Annotated in this window: 23 protein-coding genes; 8 read left to right on the plus strand and 15 right to left on the minus strand. The window is 72.0% G+C overall.

Going from position 1 to position 20464, the window contains the following annotated elements:
- Positions 1-4 precede the first annotated feature (4 nt).
- Positions 5-451, plus strand: a complete 447-nt coding sequence (locus ACGWYL_RS14520; RefSeq protein ID WP_395487542.1) for a hypothetical protein — start codon at positions 5-7, stop codon at positions 449-451.
- 1 nt (position 452) lies between these two features.
- Here the strand turns inward: ACGWYL_RS14520 and ACGWYL_RS14525 are convergent, their stop codons facing one another.
- Positions 453-1349 carry an EamA family transporter gene (locus ACGWYL_RS14525; protein ID WP_317628285.1) on the minus strand — a complete coding sequence of 299 codons (897 nt, stop codon included), beginning with the start codon at positions 1347-1349 and terminating at the stop codon, positions 453-455.
- 60 nt (positions 1350-1409) lie between these two features.
- Here ACGWYL_RS14525 and ACGWYL_RS14530 point away from each other — a divergent pair, with 60 nt between their 5' ends.
- From ACGWYL_RS14530 to efeB, 7 genes are all read left to right on the plus strand, one after another.
- The gene (locus tag ACGWYL_RS14530; protein ID WP_395487543.1) at positions 1410-1907 is read left to right on the plus strand and encodes a macro domain-containing protein; all 498 of its coding nucleotides are present in this window, start codon (positions 1410-1412) and stop codon (positions 1905-1907) included.
- Positions 1908-1928: 21 nt separating this feature from the next.
- Complete coding sequence (locus ACGWYL_RS14535; protein WP_395487544.1) at positions 1929-2453, plus strand: metallophosphoesterase family protein; 525 nt, start codon at positions 1929-1931, stop codon at positions 2451-2453.
- A 5-nt stretch (positions 2454-2458) separates the two neighbouring features.
- Positions 2459-3121, plus strand: a complete 663-nt coding sequence (locus ACGWYL_RS14540) for a hypothetical protein (RefSeq protein ID WP_269302336.1) — start codon at positions 2459-2461, stop codon at positions 3119-3121.
- Between the two features lie 53 nt (positions 3122-3174).
- Positions 3175-4329, plus strand: a complete 1155-nt coding sequence (locus ACGWYL_RS14545) for a DUF222 domain-containing protein (protein WP_395487545.1) — start codon at positions 3175-3177, stop codon at positions 4327-4329.
- A 97-nt stretch (positions 4330-4426) separates the two neighbouring features.
- Positions 4427-5284 (plus strand): iron uptake transporter permease EfeU, encoded by an 858-nt coding sequence (gene efeU / locus ACGWYL_RS14550; protein WP_179424271.1) that lies wholly within the window; start codon positions 4427-4429, stop codon positions 5282-5284.
- Positions 5281-6492 carry an iron uptake system protein EfeO gene (gene efeO, locus ACGWYL_RS14555; RefSeq protein WP_395487546.1) on the plus strand — a complete coding sequence of 404 codons (1212 nt, stop codon included), beginning with the start codon at positions 5281-5283 and terminating at the stop codon, positions 6490-6492. The genes efeU and efeO overlap by 4 nt, the downstream gene beginning before the upstream one ends.
- Entirely contained in the window at positions 6489-7727 is a 1239-nt protein-coding gene (gene efeB, locus ACGWYL_RS14560; RefSeq protein WP_395487547.1) for an iron uptake transporter deferrochelatase/peroxidase subunit, read from the plus strand. The genes efeO and efeB overlap by 4 nt, the downstream gene beginning before the upstream one ends.
- Here efeB and nusB read toward each other — a convergent pair.
- Genes nusB through ACGWYL_RS14630 form a run of 14 tightly spaced genes read right to left on the minus strand, consistent with a single transcriptional unit; the run spans position 7659 to position 20439 of the window.
- Positions 7659-8150 (minus strand): transcription antitermination factor NusB, encoded by a 492-nt coding sequence (gene nusB, locus ACGWYL_RS14565; RefSeq protein ID WP_179424268.1) that lies wholly within the window; start codon positions 8148-8150, stop codon positions 7659-7661. The genes efeB and nusB overlap by 69 nt on opposite strands.
- Complete coding sequence (efp, locus tag ACGWYL_RS14570; protein ID WP_179424267.1) at positions 8150-8713, minus strand: elongation factor P; 564 nt, start codon at positions 8711-8713, stop codon at positions 8150-8152. Before efp ends, nusB begins: the two co-directional genes overlap by 1 nt.
- On the minus strand, positions 8713-9786 hold the full coding sequence (locus ACGWYL_RS14575; RefSeq protein WP_179424266.1) for a Xaa-Pro peptidase family protein: 1074 nt from the start codon (positions 9784-9786) through the stop codon (positions 8713-8715). The genes efp and ACGWYL_RS14575 overlap by 1 nt, the downstream gene beginning before the upstream one ends.
- A complete protein-coding gene (gene aroB / locus ACGWYL_RS14580; protein WP_395487548.1) occupies positions 9779-10861 on the minus strand; it encodes a 3-dehydroquinate synthase in 1083 nt (360 codons plus the stop codon). Before aroB ends, ACGWYL_RS14575 begins: the two co-directional genes overlap by 8 nt.
- On the minus strand, positions 10858-11370 hold the full coding sequence (locus tag ACGWYL_RS14585) for a shikimate kinase (RefSeq protein WP_179424264.1): 513 nt from the start codon (positions 11368-11370) through the stop codon (positions 10858-10860). The genes aroB and ACGWYL_RS14585 overlap by 4 nt, the downstream gene beginning before the upstream one ends.
- Entirely contained in the window at positions 11367-12545 is a 1179-nt protein-coding gene (aroC, locus tag ACGWYL_RS14590; protein ID WP_179424263.1) for a chorismate synthase, read from the minus strand. Before aroC ends, ACGWYL_RS14585 begins: the two co-directional genes overlap by 4 nt.
- A gap of 12 nt (positions 12546-12557) precedes the next feature.
- The gene (locus ACGWYL_RS14595) at positions 12558-13226 is read right to left on the minus strand and encodes a prepilin peptidase (protein WP_395487549.1); all 669 of its coding nucleotides are present in this window, start codon (positions 13224-13226) and stop codon (positions 12558-12560) included.
- Positions 13227-13236: 10 nt separating this feature from the next.
- Positions 13237-14040: a shikimate dehydrogenase gene (locus ACGWYL_RS14600; RefSeq protein WP_179424261.1), complete on the minus strand. Its 804-nt coding sequence runs from the start codon at positions 14038-14040 to the stop codon at positions 13237-13239.
- Position 14041: 1 nt separating this feature from the next.
- Positions 14042-15178, minus strand: coding sequence for an endolytic transglycosylase MltG (gene mltG, locus ACGWYL_RS14605; RefSeq protein WP_395487550.1), 1137 nt, complete (start codon positions 15176-15178; stop codon positions 14042-14044).
- Entirely contained in the window at positions 15175-15651 is a 477-nt protein-coding gene (gene ruvX / locus ACGWYL_RS14610; RefSeq protein WP_179424259.1) for a Holliday junction resolvase RuvX, read from the minus strand. Before ruvX ends, mltG begins: the two co-directional genes overlap by 4 nt.
- Positions 15652-15661: 10 nt before the next feature.
- Complete coding sequence (gene alaS, locus ACGWYL_RS14615; RefSeq protein ID WP_395487551.1) at positions 15662-18319, minus strand: alanine--tRNA ligase; 2658 nt, start codon at positions 18317-18319, stop codon at positions 15662-15664.
- On the minus strand, positions 18319-18588 hold the full coding sequence (locus ACGWYL_RS14620; RefSeq protein WP_179424257.1) for a DUF6167 family protein: 270 nt from the start codon (positions 18586-18588) through the stop codon (positions 18319-18321). The genes alaS and ACGWYL_RS14620 overlap by 1 nt, the downstream gene beginning before the upstream one ends.
- Positions 18585-19067 carry a hypothetical protein gene (locus ACGWYL_RS14625; RefSeq protein WP_179424256.1) on the minus strand — a complete coding sequence of 161 codons (483 nt, stop codon included), beginning with the start codon at positions 19065-19067 and terminating at the stop codon, positions 18585-18587. Before ACGWYL_RS14625 ends, ACGWYL_RS14620 begins: the two co-directional genes overlap by 4 nt.
- Before the next feature lie 10 nt (positions 19068-19077).
- Positions 19078-20439: a replication-associated recombination protein A gene (locus ACGWYL_RS14630; RefSeq protein ID WP_269302368.1), complete on the minus strand. Its 1362-nt coding sequence runs from the start codon at positions 20437-20439 to the stop codon at positions 19078-19080.
- Between the last annotated feature and the right edge of the window lie 25 nt (positions 20440-20464).

Consider the following 20464-nt stretch of genomic DNA (forward strand, 5'->3'; position numbering starts at 1 on the left):
CGCCATGCGCATCCTGTCCCGAGTCGCGGTGCTGGCGGTGGTGGCCCTCGCCCTCACGGCGTGCGGTGGCGAGGACGACTCCCCCGGCTCAGACTCGCCGACGCCGGCCCCGAGCCGCGGCGTGCCGTCCGGCGTCGAGGAGCGACTCGACTCCCCCGCGGGCGTCGTCGTCGGCGAGGAGGGACGCATCCACGTGGTGACGTACGGCAGCAGCACGAATCCCGCGATCGTCCGCCAGGCCAGTGCCGAGGGCCAGACCGTCACGGTGCAGGTGAGCGCGGTCGAGGGCCGCCCGGCGACGATGGACTACGTGCCGACCACGTCGACGTTCGACCTGCCCGAGGGCGTCGACCGCGACGAGCCGGTCACGTTCGTCCTCGGCGACTTCGGCACGGTCGAGCTCGAGGTGATCGAGCCCGGCAACCAGGCCTGGGTCGAACGCAAGGAGTGAGTCAGCGCACCGGCACCCGCTCGCGGCGCCGCAGCAGGCGTCCGAGCGCGTCCTGCACGGGCGCCTGGCCCAGCAGCACGCCCGCCAGCACCAGCAGCATGCCGATCGCCTGCACGGGGCCGAAGATCTCGTGCGCCAGGGCCACGCCCAGCACCGTGCCGGCCACCGGGTTCAGCAGGCCGATGAGCGACACCGACGCGGCCGGCATCCGCTGCAGGCCCCGGAACCACAGGTAGTTCGCCAGGCCCGTGGCCACGAGGCCGATGTAGAGGAAGCCCAGCACGGCCGGCGCGTCCAGCGCGGGCGGCGGCCCCTCCACGACGAGCGCGACGGGCAGCAGGAGCAGGCCGCCGGCGACGAGCTGCCAGGCCGTGAGGGTGAGCAGGTCGACCGGGGCGGTCCACCGCTTGAGCAGCACGTAGCCGAACGACGACATCACCACGGCGCCGAGCGAGGCGGCGACCCCGACCATGTCGACCGCGAAGCCGGCCCTCAGGACGAGCAGGGCGACCCCGGCGATGCCGAGGACGGCCGCACCGAGCGAGGCCAGCCGTGGGCGCTCGGCGATCAGCAGCCACGCCACGAGCATCATCGCGATGGGCGCCGTGGCCGTCAGCGTCGCCGCCAGCCCGCTGGGCAGCCGGTAGGCCGCCACGAAGATCAGGGCGAAGAACGCGCCGATGTTGAGCGTGCCGAGCAGCAGGGCGCGCCACCACCACGAGCCGCTGGGCAGGGTCGGCCGCAGCGCGAGCAGCAGCAGCCCGACCGGGAGCGCCCGCATCAGGGCCCCGAACAGCGGACGATCGGGCGGGAGGAAGGCGCCGGTGACGTAGTACGTCGATCCCCACGCGACGGGTGCGACCGCGGTCAGCAGGGGCGTCGTCCACTTCGCATCCACGGGTGGTTCAAGGCGTTCCGGCGTCGGGCTATTCCTGCGCTCTCGACCTACGATCGGCACATGACCCGGCTCAGCGCGATCCATGCCGACATCACGACGCTGGAGGTCGACGCGATCGTCAACGCCGCGAACAACGCCATGCGCGGCGGTGGCGGCGTCGACGGCGCGATCCACGCCGCGGGCGGCCCCGCCGTGCTGGCCGACTGCGTCGCCCGGTTCCCCGATGGTCTCGCGACCGGTGACGCCGGCTGGACCACTGCGGGTGACCTGCCCGCGCGCTGGATCATCCACACCGTCGGGCCGAACCGCCATGCCGGTCAGACCGACGTCGCCCTGCTCGAGTCCTGCTACCGGCGTTCGCTGGAGGTCGCCGACGATCTCGGCGCCCGTGAGGTCGCGTTCCCGCTCATCGGGGCCGGCGTCTACGGGTGGTCGAAGGCCGACTCGGTCGCAGCGGCCGTCCGTGCGGTGCGCGCGGGCACGTTCGGCGTCGAGCACGTCCTCCTGGTCGGCTACGACGACGCGGCGCGCCGCGAGATCGAGGCGGCGCTCGGCTGAGTGAGACGGTTGACTGTCCCCATGGCCACCCGACTCCTCCTGCTCGCTGACACCCACCTGCCCAAGCGCGCGAAGGACCTGCCGGACGAGGTCTGGGCCGCCGTCGACGAGGCGGACGTCGTCGTTCACGCGGGCGACTGGGTCGACGTGGGCACCTTGGACGCCCTCGAGGCCCGGTCCGCGCGGCTGCTCGCGGTGTACGGCAACAACGACCACGGCGTCCTGCGCGAGCGGCTGCCGCTCGTCGCCCACTCCGAGATCGAGGGCATGCGGTTCGCGGTCGTCCACGAGACCGGCGACGCGAAGGGCCGCGAGGCGCGCTGCAGTGCCGAGTACCCCGACGCCGACGTGCTGGTCTTCGGGCACAGCCACATCCCGTGGGACACCACGACGGCGTCGGGACTGCGCCTGCTCAACCCGGGGTCCCCCACCGACCGCCGGCGCCAGCCGTTCTGCACGTACATGACCGCGGTCGCCGACGCGGGGACCCTGCGCGACGTCCGGCTCCACGAGCTGCCGCCGAGGACACCCGCCCGGCGGCGGTGAGCCCGGTGTTCCTGCTCGTCCCCAGTCCGCTGCTCGGCCCGGCCACGTGGCGACCGGTCGAGGACTGGCTGTTCGCGCAGGGGCACGAGGCGAGCACGGTCGACCTCGGGTCCGGACCGCGCACGCCGGAGGGCGTGGTCGAGTCCGTGAGGGCGGCCGCCGGCGACCGGTCGGTCGTCCTCGTCCCGCACAGCAATGCGGGGCTGTACGCGGCACACCTGGGCACCGTCCTGTCCGTCACGGGCACCGTCTACGTCGACGCGGCACTGCCCGAGCCCACGGCGACCGAGGCCCGGCTCGCCCCTCAGGCGTTCCTCGGCTTCCTGCGCGACCTCGAGGACCCCGACGGCACGCTGCCGCCCTGGACCCAGTGGTGGCCCGCCGTCGACCACCTCTTCCCCGACCCGGGCACGCGTGCCGCCGTCGAGCGCGAGCAGCCACGGGTGCCGCTCGCCTACTTCACGCGCACCGTCCCCGTGCCCGAGCGTTGGACCGAGCGACCGGCCGCCTACCTCGCCTTCGGCGACACCTACGCGGCCGAGTACGACCTCGCCCGGACTTCGGGCTGGCCCGTCCAGCGCCTCGACGGTGCCCACCTGCACCAGCTGATCGACCCTGGGGCCGTTGGCGCCGCGGTGGCCGCCCTCGCCGAGGCTGCCTCCAGCTGACGCTTCGACCTCACGTTCGGAATCTGTCGGTGGCACCCACTAGGTTGGGCTTCATGGAGTTGAGTCGAGCGGTGGTCACGGGTGACGCGGTGCGTCGCGCGCGTGCGGTCGCGGAGTTCGAGGAGTGGGAGTTCGTGGTCTCCCACCATGCGATGCGGGTGGCCGAGATCGACCGGGTCGATGACATTCCGCTGTCGAAGGACCTGGCTCGTCGTGAGGTCACGCTCGACCTGGCCAGGGCCTTGCGGACCACCGAGCACCAGGTGTGGGGCATGGTCCACGAGGCCGACACGCTGCACACACGGGCTCCGGGGGTGTGGGAGTCGTTCCGGTCCGGTGACATCGACGCCGACCGCACGTCGGCGATCGCGTCGACGGCCGAGCGGCTCCAGACCCGCGAGGCGTGGGCGGCGCTGGAGCACTCGGCTCCGGAGTACGCGGCCACTCACACGCTGGCCGAGCTGCGGTCGTGGCTGCGTCGGCTGCGGGCACGGCTCGAGCCCGAGGAGACGCAGGCCGAGGCCGACCGTGCGGTCGAGCAGCGACGCGTCTCGATCACCCACAACGACGACGGCACGTCGTGGTTCAACGCGCTGCTGCCCACCGGGCTGGCGATCGCGATCGGCGAACGGCTGCGCAAGGCCGCCCGCGCGATCCCGACGATCGACCCCGTCACGGGTGAGCGCGACCGCCGCACCCGCGACCAGAAGCAGGCCGACCTCGTCGCGGACTGGCTGACCTCCAACACCGGGACCGTCGGCGACCTCCGTGCCGAGATCGCCATCAGCATCAGCGCCACCGACCTGCTCGGCTACACCAACGGCCCCGGCCTCACGCTCGACGGCGAGCCCGTCGGCGCCGCATGGGTCCGCGAGCTCGCCAGCAGCGAGCATGCCGTGCTCCGACGGCTGGTTCTCGACCCGATCGGCCGGGTCCTCGACACCGAAGTCCTCAGCTACCGGCCACCCGAGTCACTACGACAAGCCCTCCACTGGCGCGACGGCACCTGTCGCGTCGCCGGCTGCCGGGCACCGGTCCACGAGACCGACCTCGACCACGCGAAGGCCTACGACTCCGGCGGATCCACCTCCGGCACCAACCTCAGATGCTTGTGCCGCAAGCACCACAACATGAAGTCCCACGGTCACCTCCACGACCGCCACCTCGACGCGCCCCTGAGCCGCCACGAGCGCTACCGAGTCCTGTGACGCTTGCTACACCCGGGGTGCATCGGAGGCGAGCCCGGACGGGAGTACCTTTGCTGAGGCTGCCCTAAGCCGGGCTGCTCGAAACCAAAGGTGAGTCATGCTCGGAACGTTCCTGATCGGCCTGCGCGAGGGCCTCGAGGCCTCGCTCGTCGTCGGCATCCTCATCGCCTACGTCCGCAAGATCGGGCGCGACGACGTCGTCCCCCGCATCTGGGCCGGCGTGGCGATCGCGGTCGCGCTGTCGCTCGGCCTCGGCGCCCTGCTGACCTTCGGGACCTACGGGCTGAGCTTCGAGGCGCAGGAGATCATCGGCGGCACCCTGTCGATCCTCGCCGTCGGGCTCGTCACCTGGATGATCTTCTGGATGGCCCGCACGGCCCGCGGTCTCAAGAGCGAGCTCGAGCACCAGGTCGACGCGCGCCTCGACGGTCCCGGATGGGGACTGGTCGCGATCGGCTTCGTCGCCGTCGCCCGCGAGGGACTGGAGACCGCGCTGTTCCTCTGGAGCGCCGTCCGGTCCAGCGGTGACGCTCCCCTGGCCTGGATCGGGGCCGTCCTCGGCCTGCTCGCCGCCGTGGCGATCGGCTGGCTGATCTACCGCGGCATCGTGCGGATCAACCTCGGGACGTTCTTCACCTGGACCGGCGCACTGCTGATCGTCGTCGCCGCCGGCATCCTCGCCTACGGCGTGCACGACCTCCAGGAGGCCGGGGTGCTTCCCGGTCCGTGGACCGGCACCACCGGCTGGGCGTTCCAGCTCAGCGACACCATCGACCCCACGGGTCTGCCCGCTGCCCTCCTCAAGGGCACGGTGGGGTTCTCCCCGGACATGACCCAGCTCGAGATCGCCGTCTGGGCGATCTACCTCGTCGTCGTCGGCACCGCGTACGCGCGGGTCGTCGGTCGACCCCGCCGTGCGGCCCGCGCCGCCTCGAACGAAGGAACCCGTGCATGAACCGTCGCTCCCGCTCCACCGTGCTGGCCGTCGCCCTCACCGCGACGCTCGGCCTGAGCGCCTGCGTCAAGAACTCCGAGTCCGGCGACGCCGCGATCGAGGTCTCCAGCACCGCCGACGGCTGCGAGGTCTCGGCGGCGAAGGCCGCCAGCGGCACCATCACGTTCGAGGTGACGAACGACGGCGACAAGATCACCGAGTTCTACCTGCTCGACAGCGACAAGCTGCGGATCATCGGCGAGGTCGAGAACATCGCCCCGGGCACCTCGCGCAACCTCACGGTGCAGGCGCAGCCCGGCGACTACTTCACCGAGTGCAAGCCCGGCATGGTCGGCGACGGCGTCGGGAACGCGGCCTTCACGGTCACCGGCGACGACGTCGCGGTCGACGAGGACGAGCAGGAGGCCATCGACGCGGCCGTCGACTCCTACACCGCGTACACCAAGGACCAGGTCGGCGAGCTCGTCGGCAACGTCGAGCAGTTCGTGGCCGCCTACGCCTCCGGCGACGACGCGAAGGCGCGCGAGCTCTTCCCGATCACCCGCATCAACTACGAGCGGATCGAGCCCACGGCCGAGCAGTTCGGCGACCTCGACCCGAAGATCGACTACCGCAAGCCCGGCGCCGAGGCCGAGGGCCTGCCGTTCACCGGCTTCCACCGGATCGAGATGGACCTGTGGCTCGACGAGGCTCGCAAGAACTACCCCGACGAGAAGATCGCCCCGCTCGACGCGGCCGCGCGGAAGGAGCTCGGTGAGCAGCTCGTCACCGACATCCAGGCGCTGTACGACAAGGTCCACTCCGACGACTTCGTGCTCTCGATCGGCGACATCACGAACGGCGCCATCGGCCTGCTCGACGAGGTCGCCGCGCCCGACGGCAAGCTCCCGGGCGAGGAGGACGAGTTCAGTCACACCGACCTCTACGACTTCTACGCCAACGTCGAGGGCGCCAAGGTGGCCTACACGTCCGTGCGCGACATCGCCGAGAGCAAGGGCGAGGACGGTGCTCAGCTGGTCACCGACCTCGACGAGCAGTTCGGCTCGATGTTCGCGCTGCTCGAGACGCACGGCGACTACGACAAGGGCTTCGTCTCGTACGACACCGTGGAGCAGCCGCAGCGCAACGAGCTCGGCGCGCAGCTCAACGCCCTGAGCGAGCCGCTGTCGCAGCTCACGCACACCGTCCTCGGGGTCTCCTCGTCATGACCGGCTCGCGGCTGTCGCGCCGGTCGGCCCTCGGGCTGATCGGCGTCGCGGGCGCCGTGGGCGTCACCGGCGGGTTCGCCGCCGGCGCCACCCGCGACGACGCGCCGGCCACCGAGGACCGTGTGGTGCCGTTCCACGGCCCGCACCAGGCCGGCATCACCACGCCCGTGCAGCAGCACCTGTACTTCGCGTCGTTCGACCTGACGTCCACCGCCGACCGCGACGACGTGAGGTCACTGCTGGCCGACTGGACCGACGCGGCCGCGCGAATGACGCGCGGCGAGGAGGTCACGGCCGAGGGCGCCACCGGCGGTGGCCCCTACAAGCCGCCGGACGACACCGGCGAGGCGCTCGGCCTCTCGGCCCACGCCCTGACCGTGACGTTCGGCTTCGGCCCCAGTCTCTTCGACGACCGGTTCGGCCTCGCCGACCGGCGCCCGCGCGAGCTCGTCGAGCTGCCGTCGTTCGCGTTCGACCTGCTGGAGGACCGCTACAGCGGCGGCGACCTGTGCATCCAGGCGTGCGCCGAGGACCCGCAGGTCGCCGTGCACGCGATCCGCAACCTCTCGCGCATCGCGTTCGGCCGGGCGCAGGTGCGCTGGACCCAGCTGGGCTACGGGCGCACGTCCACCACGACGAAGGCGCAGGCCACCCCGCGCAACCTCTTCGGGTTCAAGGACGGCACCGCCAACGTGTTCGGCACCGACACCGCCGACCTCGAGCGGTGGGTGTGGTCCGACGGCTCCGACCAGCCGTGGATGGCGGGCGGCTCGTTCCTCGTGGCCCGCAAGATCGCGATGCTCATCGAGTCGTGGGACCGCGTCCGGCTGGAGGAGCAGGAGGCGATCATCGGTCGCGACAAGGGCGAGGGCGCGCCCCTGTCGGGCGGCCGCGAGTTCACCGACCCCGACTTCGACGTGGTCTCCACGCAGGCTGGCGGTCCGGCGATCCCGATGACCGCGCACATGCGCCTGGCGCACCCCGACCAGAACGGCGGGGCGCGCCTGCTGCGGCGCGGCTACAACTACGTCGAGGGCAACAACGACCTCGGACAGCTCAATGCGGGACTGTTCTTCCTGGCCTACGGACGCTCGCCGCAGCAGTTCATCGACATCCAGCGGTCGCTCGCGACGGATGCACTCAACGAGTACATCCGCCACATCGGCTCAGCCGTCTTCGCGATCCCCCGCGGCATCAGGCCCGGCGGCTCCGTCGGCGACGGGCTCTTCGGCTGAGGCCTGCTCGGCCGCGCGCAGCGCCTGCGGCTTCACTTCGGCGACCTTCGACAGCAGGCCGTTGATGAACTTCGGCGACTCGTCGGTGGACAGCTCGCGGGCCAGCTCGACGGCCTCGCTGATCGCCACCGGATCGGGCACGTCCTCGGCCCACAGGATCTCGTAGACGCCGATCCGCAGCAGGTTGCGGTCGACGGCCGGCATCCGGTCGAGCGACCACGCGTGCGAGTGCTCCTCGAGGAGGGCGTCGATCTGCGCGGCGTGCGCGGCGACGCCCTCGACGAGCCCGACCGTGTACGGATTCACCGGCGGGTCGTTGACCTCGAGGCGGTCGGCCAGCGTGCCGTCGGCCGCCAGGCCGCGGGACTCGGACTCGAAGAGGATGTCCAGGGCCCGCTTGCGGTACTTGGTGCGTGCAGCCATCAGGCCTTCACACGACCGAGGTAGCTGCCGTCGCGCGTGTCGACCTTGACCTTCTCGCCGGAGTCGATGAACAGCGGCACCTGGATCTCCTTGCCGGTCTCCAGGCGGGCGGGCTTGGTGCCGCCGCTGGAGCGGTCGCCCTGCAGGCCCGGGTCGGTGTGCTCGATGACGAGCTCGACCGAGGCCGGCAGCTCGACGTAGAGCACGCGGCCCTCGTTGGTGGCGACGACGGCGTTCTGGTTCTCCAGCAGGTAGTCGACCGTGGTGCCCATCGACTCGGGCGTGACCTCGATCTGGTCGTACGTGGAGATGTCCATGAAGACGTAGTTCGTGCCGTCGTTGTAGAGGTACTGCATGTCGCGCTTGTCGACCGTTGCCGTCTCGACCTTGGTGCCGGCGTTGAAGGTCTTGTCGAGGGTCTTGCCGGACTCGACGTCCTTGAGCTTCGTACGGACGAAGGCGGGGCCCTTGCCCGGCTTGACGTGCTGGAACTCGGTGACGGCCAACAGCTTTCCGTCGATCTTGAGGACCATGCCGTTCTTGAGGTCGTTCGTGGTTGCCATCAGTCGATCTCCAGGAGTTCCTTGGTGAGGTCGGTGAGCACGTCGGGCTCACCGCCGTGGTCGGGGTCGGTGACGAGGACGGTGTCCTCGATGCGCACGCCCCCACGGCCCGGAAGGTAGATCCCCGGCTCCATCGTCAGGACGGTGCGGCTGACCAGTCTACCGGGGTGCGCGGAGCCGATGAACGGGTCCTCGTGGATCTGCAGCCCGACGCCGTGGCCCAGACCGGTCGTGAAGGCGTCGATCCAGCCCGAGGCCTCCAGCGACGCGCGTGCCGCGGTGTTCGCGTCGGCCACCGGGACGTCCGGTCGCAGGCGGTCGAGACCCGCCGCCTGGGACTCGCGCACGGCGGCGTGGATCTCGCGCTGCCAGTCGGCGGCGGGGCCGAGGACGACCGTGCGGGTGCAGTCGGCGTGGTAGCCGTCGAACCGCGCGCCGAAGTCGATCTTGAGCAGGTCGCCGGCGCGCAGCTCACGGTCGGTCGGCGAGTGGTGCGGGATCGCGGTGTGCTCGCCGGAGGCCAGGATCGTGTCGAACGCCTTGTCCTCGGCGCCGAGCTCGAGCATGCGCCACTCGAGGTCGCGGGCCACCTCGCGCTCGGTGCGGCCGACGAGCGGACCGACCAGCAGGGCCTCGAGTGCCTCGCAGGAGATCTCACAGGCCCGACGCAGCGCGGCGACCTCGGTCTCGTCCTTGACCTCGCGCAGCCGCTCCACGAGCCGACCGGAGGCCTCGGGACGGTCGAGTCGCTGCCACGAGTCGACGTCGAGCAGGTGGGTCTCGGCGACGAGGTCGGCGGGCGCACGACCCGCGGCCACGCCGATCAGGTCGCGCGTGATGACGATCTCGACGTCGCCCAGTCCGGCGGCGTCGAGCTCGGCCGCGGCCTGGTCGCGGTAGCGCCCGTCGGTGAGGAACAGCGGCTCGCCCTCGGTGGGCACCAGCGCGGCGCCGTTCGACCCCGTGAAGCCGGTCAGGTAGCGCAGGTTGACCAGGTCGGAGACGTACATCGCGGCATGGCCGCCCTCGGCCAGCAGGCCGCGGAGGCGCTCGAGCCGGCTCGGATCAGCCACGGACGGCCTCCCAGCTGGCGCGGAGCACGTCCTCGTCGGGACCGGCGAGGATGCGCGGGCTCGCGAGGCCGTCGAGCACGACGAACCGCAGCTGGTCGCCGCGCGTCTTCTTGTCGAGGCGCATCCCGGCGAGCAGCTCCTCGAACGTCGCTCCGTCGTAGCTGGTCGGCAGGCCCACGAGACCCAGCGTGTCACGGTGACGGGCCAGCAGCGCGTCGTCGACCAGGCCGGTGCGGTGGGCGAGCTCGGCCACGAACACCATGCCCACGCTGATCGCCTCGCCGTGGCGCAGGGTGTACCGCTCGTGTCGCTCGATCGCGTGGCCGAGCGTGTGGCCGTAGTTGAGCGCCTCGCGGCCGATCGAGCCGTCGGCGCCGCGCTCGTGCAGGTCGGTGGCGACGGTGCGCGCCTTCACGGCGATGCCGCGGGTGACGAGGTCGGCGAGGAGGTCGTCGGTGGGGTCGAGCGCCCGCTCGGGCGAGGCCTCGACGTCGGTGAGGATGGACGGGTCGGCGATGAAGCCGCACTTCACGACCTCGGCCAGTCCCCCGCGCAGCTCACGCTCGGGCAGCTCCGCGAGCGTGGCGAGGTCGCACAGCACGCCGATCGGCTCGTGGAACGCGCCCACGAGGTTCTTGCCGGCCGCGACGTTGATGCCGGTCTTGCCGCCGACGGCCGCGTCGACCATGCCGAGCACGGTCGTGGGGACCGTGACGAACCGGACGCCGCGCAGCCAGCTGGCCGCGACGAAGCCGGCGAGGTCGGTGGTGGCTCCTCCCCCGACGCCGATCACGAGGTCGGAGCGGGTGAAGCCGCGCAGGCCCAGCTGGTCCCAGCAGTGCGCCAGGAACTCGACGGTCTTGGCCTGCTCGCCGTCGGGCGTCTCGATCAGCAGCACCTCGCGGCCGGCCAGGTGCTGCGCGAGACCCTCGGCGACGCCGGTGACGGGTCCGGCGTGGACGATCGCGACGCGCAGCGCGTCGTCGGGCACGAGCGTCTCGAGCTCGGCCATGACGTGGTGCCCGACCACGACCTCGTAGGGCTGGGAGGTCTCGACCGCGACGCGGCGGGTCATCGGCCCAGCTCCGCGAGGACGCGGTCGACGACCTGGTCGGGCGAGAGGTCGTTCGTGTCCACGGTGAACGTCGCGACCTCGTTGTAGAGCGGGCGGCGCGAGTCCATGAGGGCCTTGAGCTGCCCGCGGATGTTGCCCAGCAGCAGCGGGCGGCCGGAGTTCATGCCGACGCGGGCGGCGGCCTGCGCCAGACCCACGTCGAGGTGGGCCACGACGTGGTCGGCCAGCAGCGCGCGGGTGCCGTCGTCCATGACCGCTCCCCCGCCCAGTGCGAGCACGCCGTCGTGCGTGCGCAGCGCCTCGGCCACCGCGGCGGCCTCGAGCCGGCGGAAGACGGGCTCGCCACGGCCGACGAAGATGTCCTGCACGCTCTCGCCCTCGGCGGCCTCGACGTCCTGGTCGGTGTCGCGGACCTGCACCCCGAGTCGATCCGCCAGCAGTCCGGCCACCGTGGTCTTCCCGGCGCCGGGCGGACCGACGACCACGACGACCGGGCGCGTGCCGGTCACCGGTGGCTCAGGTTGTCGAGATAGGAGCGCACGTTGCGGCTGGTCTCGCCGACGGAGTCGCCGCCGAACTTCTCCAGCAGCGCGTCGGCGACGACGAGCGCCACCATGGCCTCGGCCACGATGCCGGCCGCCGGGACCGCGCACACGTCGGAGCGCTGGTGGTGGGCTCGCGTCTCCTCGCCGGTCTGCACGTCGACGGTGCGCAGCGCACGCGGGACGGTGGCGATGGGCTTCATCGCGGCGCGGACGCGCAGCAGCTCGCCGGTGGTCATGCCGCCCTCGGTGCCGCCGGCACGGCCGGAGACACGCCGGATGCCCTCGGGCGTCGGAACGATCTCGTCGTGGGCCAGCGAGCCGCGCGTGCGCGCCAGCTCGAAGCCGTCGCCGAGCTCGACGCCCTTGATGGCCTGGATGCCCATGAGCGCGGCCGCGAGGCGGCTGTCGAGACGGCGGTCCCACTGCGTGTGCGAGCCGAGTCCCGGCGGCAGGCCCTCGACGATGACCTCGACGACGCCGCCGAGGGTGTCGCCGTCCTTGTGGGCGGCGTCGACCTCGGCCACCATCAGCTCGGACGTGGCGGGGTCGAAGCAGCGCAGCGGGTCGGCGTCGAGGCGCTCGACGTCGGCGTGGCCCGGCAGCACGCCGGCGGGCGCCTTCACGGTGCCCAGCTCGACGACGTGGCTGACGATGCGGGCGCCGGTGGTCTGCGCGATGAACTGCGCGGCGATCTCGCCGAGCGCGACGCGGGCCGCGGTCTCGCGGGCGCTCGCGCGCTCGAGGATCGGGCGGGCCTCGTCGAAGTCGAACTTCTGCATGCCCGCGAGGTCGGCGTGGCCGGGGCGCGGACGCGTCAGCGGGGCGTTGCGCTTGAGACCGGCGAGGGTCTCGGGGTCGACCGGGTCGGCCGCCATGACCTGCTCCCACTTGGGCCACTCGCTGTTGCCGATCCGCATCGCGATCGGGCTGCCGAGCGTGCGCCCGTGGCGGATGCCGCCGATGATCTCGAGCTCGTCGGCCTCGAAGGCCATCCGGGCGCCGCGGCCGTAGCCGAGGCGGCGGCGCGCGAGGGCCGCCTGGATCTCCTTGCTCGTGACCTCCACACCGGCCGGGAGGCCGTCGAGGGTCGCGACGAGTGCGGGGCCGTGTGACTCACCGGCGGTCAACCAACGAAGCATGGGGCGATTCTCTCAGACCCACACCGCGGCGAACGCACCGAGCAGCAGGTACGGACCGAACGCGATCGGGATGTTCCGGCCGAGGCGTCCGCGGACGAGCACCAGCCCGACGACGGCGCCGATGCACAGACCGAAGAACACGCCGTAGTAGGTGGCCACGAGACCCAGCGGACCGAGGCCCACGCCCACCACCGCCGACAGCCGCACGTCGCCGTAGCCCATCGGCCCGATCAGGGCGAGGACGAAGTAGAAGCCGAACACCAGCACGTTGCCGATGAGCGCCCCCAGCAGCACCGAGGCGTCGCGCATCAGCAACGCCCCGAGGCCGGTCAGGAGCCACGTGACGACGTACAGCGGCGCGACGATCAGGTACGGCAGGAGGTGGACCTTCCAGTCCACCCACGCCAGCACGGGCGTCGCGGCGGCGATGGGCACCCACACGGGCAGCAGCGCGGGCTCGCTGATCGTCGCGGCGGCGACCCCGGCGAGGACCATCGCGGGCAGCGCGAGCCACAGGCCGAGCCAGCGCGCGCCGGCGAGCTCGGCGTACGGGATCTTCGGCGGCATGTCCGGCTCCGGCTCCCCGGTCGGCTCGGGCAGCCGGGCCAGGATCCGGGGCGAGAGCGCGGCCAGCAGTCCGGCCAGCAGGATCGCGACGACCGAGGCGACGGGAAGGGGCACGAGGTGCACCCTAACGGCTGGCGAGCGCCTCCATGGCCGCCGTCACCAGGACGCCCGGCTCGACCGTGCGCCCGGTCATGAGGTCGACCTGGAGCACCGCCTGGTGAGCCAGCAGATCGAGTCCGGTGGCGAGCGGGAGGCCCTCGGCCTGGGCCGAGCGCATGAGGCCCGTGGGCCACGGGTCGTAGACGACGTCGAACACCGCGGCGGCCGAGCCGATGAACGCGTGCTCGCGACCCGCGAGGGCGTCGCCGGGCACCGTGGAGACCAGCAGGTCGACCGACTCGAGCACGTCGACGTGCAGCGGCACGACCGACACCGCGAGTCCCAGCGACTCGATCACGCTCGCCGTGGCCGCGGCGCGCGCGGTGTCGCGAACGCGCAGCTCGACCTCGCGCGCTCCCAGCCGGGAGCACGAGAGCGCGACCGAGGCGGCCGTCGCGCCCGCGCCGACGATGCGCACGGACGCGAGCGACCCGACACCGACCTCGCGGAGGGCGTTGGCCGCCCCGGGCACGTCGGTGTTCGACGCGGCCCAGCCACCGTCGACCGCCACGAGCGTGTTCGCCACGCCGAGCGCCTCGACGACGGCGTCGCGCCGGGCCGCCAGCGCGGCGGCCTCGCGCTTGAGCGGCGCCGTGACGGAGTAGCCCCGCCAGCCGTCTCGGTGCTCCGAGACGAACTCGGTGAGCTCACCCTCCTGCACGTCGAACGCGCCGTAGCTCCAGTCGAGGCCGAGCACCCGGTACGCCGCGCGGTGCATCGCCGGTGACAGCGAGTGCGCGATCGGCGAGCCGAGGACGGCACACCTCATGTCAGCCGCCGCACGAACCGGCGCCGTACTCGGCCTGGCAGTCCGAGGTGTGCTTGCCGAAGTCCTGGTTGTAGACGACCGAGCCGTCCTTCTTGGCGAAGAAGTACAGCCAGTCGCCGTCCGCCGGGTTCAGCGCCGCCTCGATCGAGGCCTGGCCGGGCGAGCCGATCGGGCCCGGGGGCAGGCCCGCGTGCTGGTACGTGTTGTAGAGCGACGGGTTGGCGCGCTCCTCGGCCGTGGTCCAGACGTCGCCCTTGCGCTCGCTCACGTACGAGACGGTGGAGTCGAGCTGCAGGGGCATGCCCTGGTCGATGCGGTTGTAGAGCACGCGCGCGATCTTGGCGTAGTCCTCGGGCTTCTGGCCCTCGTACTCCAGGATGCTGGCGACGGTCAGGACCTCTTCGCCGTTGAGGCCGAGCGCGGGCGCGCGCGAGCCGATGTCGAGGTCCTTCGCGACCTTGAGCGTCTGCTGGACCATGCGCGTCAGCACGGCCTTCGCGTCGTCGCCCGGCTCGACGAAGTACGTCTCGGGGTAGAGGTAGCCCTCGGGGTTGCCGTTCGCGTAGTCGGGCAGGCCGATCGTCGACGGGTCGTCGAGCGCCGCCTCGAGGTCCTTGGCCTCCAGCTCGGTGTTCTTCGAGATGATCTCGACGATCTGGCCCACGCGGGCGCCCTCGGGCACGGTGAACTTGGCCTGGACGCGCGCCGACGGGTCGACGAGCGCGGTCAGCGCGGCCTCGGCCGACATCTGCTGGCGCAGCGTGTAGGTGCCCGGCTGGATCTTCTGGGCGCGCGCGTCGGTGAGGCTGAGCTGGTAGAACGCCTCGGACGACTTCACGACGTCCTGCTCGGCGAGCAGGCGGGCGATCTGGACGCCGTTCGCGCCGGACGGGATCGTGACCTCGGCCGTGCCGGTGCCCTGGCCCGAGTAGTCCTCGGCGCCGCCCATGCGGTCCATGACGTTGGTGACGACGACGTACCCGCCGATGAGGATGGCGATGACCGCGAGCAGGGCGATCACGTTCTTGATCCCCGACTTCTTCCTCGGGGGCTCCTCCCTGCGACGCGAGCCGGGACGCGCGCGTCTCGGCTCCTCCTCGCCGGTCAGGATCTCCAGACCGCCGTCACTCTCGCTCATGCGTCGTTTCCTTCCGTCGTCACGACCAGCTCGCCGGGCGCGGTTCCGCGCATCTTCTCGGCGTCGATGGCCGACTGCAGAATCACCACGGCTGCTGCCTGGTCGATGACCGATCGTGACGATTTCGTCGTGCGTCCACTCGCGTGCAGCTGGGCCTGGCCCGCCACCGTCGAGAGTCGTTCATCGATCAACCGTACCGAAACCCGCGGAAGCGCGGTGGCGAGTGCCGCCGCGAAGGCCCGCACCTTGACCGCGGCGGGCCCCTCGCGACCGGACAGGCCCAGAGGCAGCCCGACGACGACCTCGAGCGCCTCGTACTCGTCGGCGAGGGCGACGAGACGGCCGATCGCCGCCGGTCCGGCGGGCACCGTCTCGATCGGCGTGGCGATCAGCCCGTCGGGGTCGCACGACGCGACCCCGATCCGGGCGTCGCCGACGTCGACGCCGAGCCGGCGGCCCCTGCGCCAGGTCATCGGTGCCCGATCATCCGCGCAGGGCGTCCCGGACGGCCGCGAACGCGGGATCGATGCCGGCCAGGTCGGTGCCGCCGCCCTGGGCGACGTCGGCCTTGCCGCCACCGCGACCGCCGATCCGCTCGCCCACCGTCGCGATGAGCTGCTGCGCCGACAGGCCGCGGTCGATCGCCGCGGGGTTGAGCGCGACGACGGCGGACGGCTTGTCACCGGCCGTGCCGATCACCACGACGACCGCGGGACGATCCGTGATGCGGCCACGGATGTCCAGCGCCAGCTGACGCACGTCGCCGCCGCCGACGCCCTCGGCACGGTGGCCGACGAACGCGACGCCGTCGATGTCCTCGGCGGCCTTGGCCACGTCGCCCGCCGCGCCCTGGAGCTGCGCGGTGCGGATCTTCTCGAGCTCCTTCTCGGTGCCCTTCAGGCGCGAGACGAGGTCCTGCACGCGGTGCGGCAGGTCCTCGGGCTTGGCCTTCAGCACGTCGGTCAGCTGCAGCACGAGGTCGCGCTCGCGGGCGAGGTACTGGAAGCCCTCGATGCCGGTGAGCGCCTCGATGCGGCGGTTGCCGGCACCCACCGAGGTGTCCGAGGTCAGCACGACGGTGCCGATCTGGCTGGAGCGCTCGACATGCGTGCCGCCGCAGAGCTCGCGCGACCAGGGGCCGCCGATCTCGATGACGCGGACCTCCTCGCCGTACGTCTCACCGAACAGCGCGAGCGCGCCGAACTCCTTCGCCTCGGGCAGCGTCATCCAGTGCTGCGAGACCTGCAGGTCCTCGCGCAGCGCCCGGTTGGAGACCTGCTCGACCTGGTGGAACTGCTCGGGATCGAGCGCGCTGCCCCAGCCGAAGTCGAGGCGCAGGTAGCCCGGCCGGTTGTACGAGCCGGACTGCAGGGCCGTGGGGCCGAGCACCTCGCGCAGCGCCGCGTGCACGACGTGCGTGCCCGAGTGCGCCTGGCGGGCGCCCACGCGCCACTCGTGGTCGACCTCGGCCGACAGTTCGAAGCCCGTGGTCAGCTCGCCCTCGACCACGCGCACCTGGTGCACGACGAGGCCACGGATCGGGCGCTGGACGTCGAGCACCTCGGCCCGGCCGCCGTCCCAGCGCAGCACGCCGGCGTCGGCGTTCTGGCCACCGGACTCGGCGTAGAAGCCGGTGCGGTCGAGCACGACCTCGCCGACCTGGCCCTCGGACAGCACCGGCACCGACTGGCCGCCGGACAGCAGCGCCAGCACCTTCGACTCGGTGATGAGGTTCGTGTACGCGACCCAGTCGGTGGGGCCGAACGCGTCGATCGTCTCGCGGTAGACCGTGGTGTCGGCGTGCAGGCCCTTCTTGGACTTCGCGTCCGCCTTCGCGCGCGCCTTCTGCTCGGCCATGAGCGAGCGGAAGCCCTCCTGGTCGACCGAGAGGCCCTGCTCCTCGGCCATCTCCAGGGTCAGGTCGATCGGGAAGCCGTACGTGTCGTGCAGCTGGAACGCCTGCTGGCCGCCCAGCACCGTGCCGCCGGACCTCTTCGTCTCGCCCGCGGCGACGTCGAAGATCTGCGTGCCCTTGCCGAGGGTCTGGCGGAACGCCTCCTCCTCGGCGTACGCGATCTGGCTGATGCGCGCGAAGTCGGTCTCCAGCTCGGGGTAGGAGGCCTTCATCCGCTCCATGCTCACCGGGAGCAGTTGGGGCAGCGCGGGGTCCTCGTAGCCGAGCAGGCGCATCGAGCGGACCGCGCGGCGCAGGAGCCGGCGCAGCACGTAGCCGCGGCTCTCGTTGCCGGGCGTGACGCCGTCGCCGATCAGCATGAGGCTGCTGCGGACGTGGTCGGCGACCACACGGAAGCGCACGTCGTCGGTGTGGTCGGCGCCGTACGTGCGGCCCGTGAGCTCGGAGGCACGCTCGATGACCGGGAAGACCTCGTCGATCTCGTAGAGGTTCTCCTTGCCCTGCAGCAGGTACGCGACGCGCTCCAGCCCCATGCCGGTGTCGATGTTCTGCTTCGGCAGCGGCTGGACGACGTCGAACTGGTCCTTCGCGGTGACGTTGGTGATCTCCTCCTGCATGAAGACCAGGTTCCAGATCTCCAGGAAGCGGTCCTCGTCGGCCTCGGGGCCGCCGTCGGGGCCGTACTCGGGGCCGCGGTCGACGTAGATCTCCGAGCAGGGGCCGCCCGGTCCCTCGACGCCCATGTGCCAGTAGTTGTCCAGCAGGCCGCGGTTCTGGATGCGCTCGTCGGGCAGGCCCGCGACCCTCTTCCAGATCTCGCGCGCCTCGGTGTCGGTGTGCAGGACCGTGACCCAGATCTTCTCCGGGTCGAAGCCCAGGCCCCCGTCGTCGACCGACTTCGTGATCAGCTCCCACGCGAGCGTGATGGCGCCTTCCTTGAAGTAGTCGCCGAAGCTGAAGTTGCCGTTCATCTGGAAGAACGTGCCGTGGCGGGTGGTCTTGCCGACCTCCTCGATGTCGAGGGTGCGCACGCACTTCTGCACGCTCGTGGCGCGGTCGAACGGCGGCGTCTCCTGGCCGAGGAAGTACGGCTTGAACGGCACCATGCCGGCGTTGACGAACAGCAGGTTCGGGTCGTCGAACAGCAGCGGCGCCGAGGGCACGACCGTGTGGCCGGCGTTCTCGAAGTGGTTCAGGAATCGGCGCCGGATCTCAGCGGTCTCCATCAGTGGGGGTCCTTAGGTTCGGAGGGTTCGGTGGGCTCGGTCAGGGCGAGCCGGGGTTCGTGGTCGAGCAGGTGCTGGCGCAGGTGCTGCTCCTGGGCGGACATGCCCTCGGCCATCTCGGCACGGAAGGCACGGACGCCGGAGCCGAGCGCGGCCGCCTGGTCGATCAGGCCGGGCATGGACAGCCGGTAGGCCGCCCGCTTGGCCTTGACGCTGGAGTAGACGCCCGCCGCGGCGCCGGCGACGAACCAGGCGAGGCGGGCGCTCATGAGCCCACCCAGCCCCGGCCGCCGGGCGGTGGGGGCGGTCCGTTGGTGGCGCGGGCCGCCGCACGGGCGGCCCGCTGACGAGCTCGCTTCCGGGCGCGGTACTCACGGCGCATGAGGCCCAGGATCCGGTCGCGGCTCTCGGGACGCAGCGCGTGCGCGACGCCCGCCGCGACGATGTTCAGCCGGACGGCAGGACGCGTCATCGACGCCGACACGACCTGGTCGTGGGTGGGCTGCACGATCACGCGGCCCTCGACGACGCGCACGACCTCGAGCTCCGGCTCGCGCTCGCCCTCGCCCTTGGGCTCGGTCACCAGGACCGGCTCGAGCACCGTGCTCACCGGCTCGCCCACGCTCGCCGGCTCTCGGTCGGCCAGCGCCTTCGCCTGGCGCAGCGCGCGCACCGCGACCACGGCCGCGGCCACCGCGACGACCGCCAGGACGGCGGTGGCGACGAGCATCGCGAGCTGCACGGACATGGGAACGAGGTTACCGGTCTCGGACGATCGCGCGGATTCGGGCGAGCCGCTCCGCGATCGCTCCTTCCGCGCCGTGGGGCCCCGGCCGGTAGTAGTCGGAGCCGTCGACGTCGTCGGGCGCGTACTGCTGCGACACGACGCCGCGCGGGTCGTCGTGGGCGTAGACGTAGTCATGCCCGTGGCCCAGCTTCTTGGCGCCGGAGTAGTGCGCGTCGCGCAGTGCGGGCGGGACGGCGCCCACCTTGCCGGCCCGCACGTCGGCCATCGCCGCGTCGATCGCGCGGATGACCGAGTTCGACTTCGGCGCCGTGGCCAGGTGGATCACGGCCTGCGCGAGCGGGATGCGGGCCTCGGGGAAGCCGATCATCGCGACCGCCTGCGCCGTCGCGGTGGCCAGCGGCAGCGCGGTGGGGTCGGCCATGCCGATGTCCTCGCTGGCATGGATCATCAGGCGGCGGGCGATGAACCGCGGGTCCTCCCCCGCCTCGATCATCCGCGCCAGGTAGTGCAGCGCGGCGTCCACGTCGGAGCCGCGGATCGACTTGATGAATGCGCTCGTCACGTCGTAGTGCTGGTCGCCCTGGCGGTCGTAGCGGACGGCGGCCTTGTCCACCGCGAGCGCGGCGTCGTCGAGGGTGATCTCCTCGTGGCCCTGGTCGGCGGCGGCACCGGCCGCGGCCTCGAGGTAGGTCAGCACGCGGCGGCCGTCGCCGCCGGCCAGCCGTACGAGGTGCTCCCGCGCCTCCTGGCTGATCGAGATCGCGCCGCCGTAGCCGCGCTCGTCCTCGATCGCCCGGTCCACCAGCACCGTGATGTCGTCGTCGGTCAGCGGCTGGAGGGTGAGCAGCAGCGAGCGGCTCAGCAGCGGCGAGATGACGCTGAAGTGCGGGTTCTCGGTGGTGGCCGCGACGAGGCTGACCCAGCGGTTCTCGACCCCGGGCAGCAGCGCGTCCTGCTGGGCCTTGCTGAAGCGGTGGACCTCGTCGACGAAGAGGACGGTCTCCTTGCCGCGCGACAGCGCCTGACGGGCGCCCGCGATGACCTCGCGGACCTCCTTCACGCCGGCGCTGACCGCCGAGACCTCCACGAAGCGTCGATCGGTCTGGTGGCTGATGAGGCTGGCGAGCGTGGTCTTGCCGGTGCCGGGAGGCCCCCACAGCAGCACGGTCAGCGGAGCGCTGCCCTCGATCATCCGGCGCAGCGGCGAGCCCGGCGCGAGAAGGTGCTGCTGGCCCACCAGCTCGTCCAGCGACTGCGGCCGCATCCGCACCGCGAGCGGCGCGCTGGAGTGGGCGTTGCCGGCGAGCGTGCCGCTGGAGTCGCGCCGGCTCGTGTCGGGCGCCTCGGGAAGGTCGAAGAGTCCGTCGGTCACCCCACGAGCCTACGGCGTCACTCCC

Origin of the sequence: Aeromicrobium sp. JJY06 (assembly GCF_044069275.1) — a bacterium.
Taxonomy (GTDB): Bacteria; Actinomycetota; Actinomycetes; order Propionibacteriales; family Nocardioidaceae; genus Aeromicrobium; species Aeromicrobium tamlense.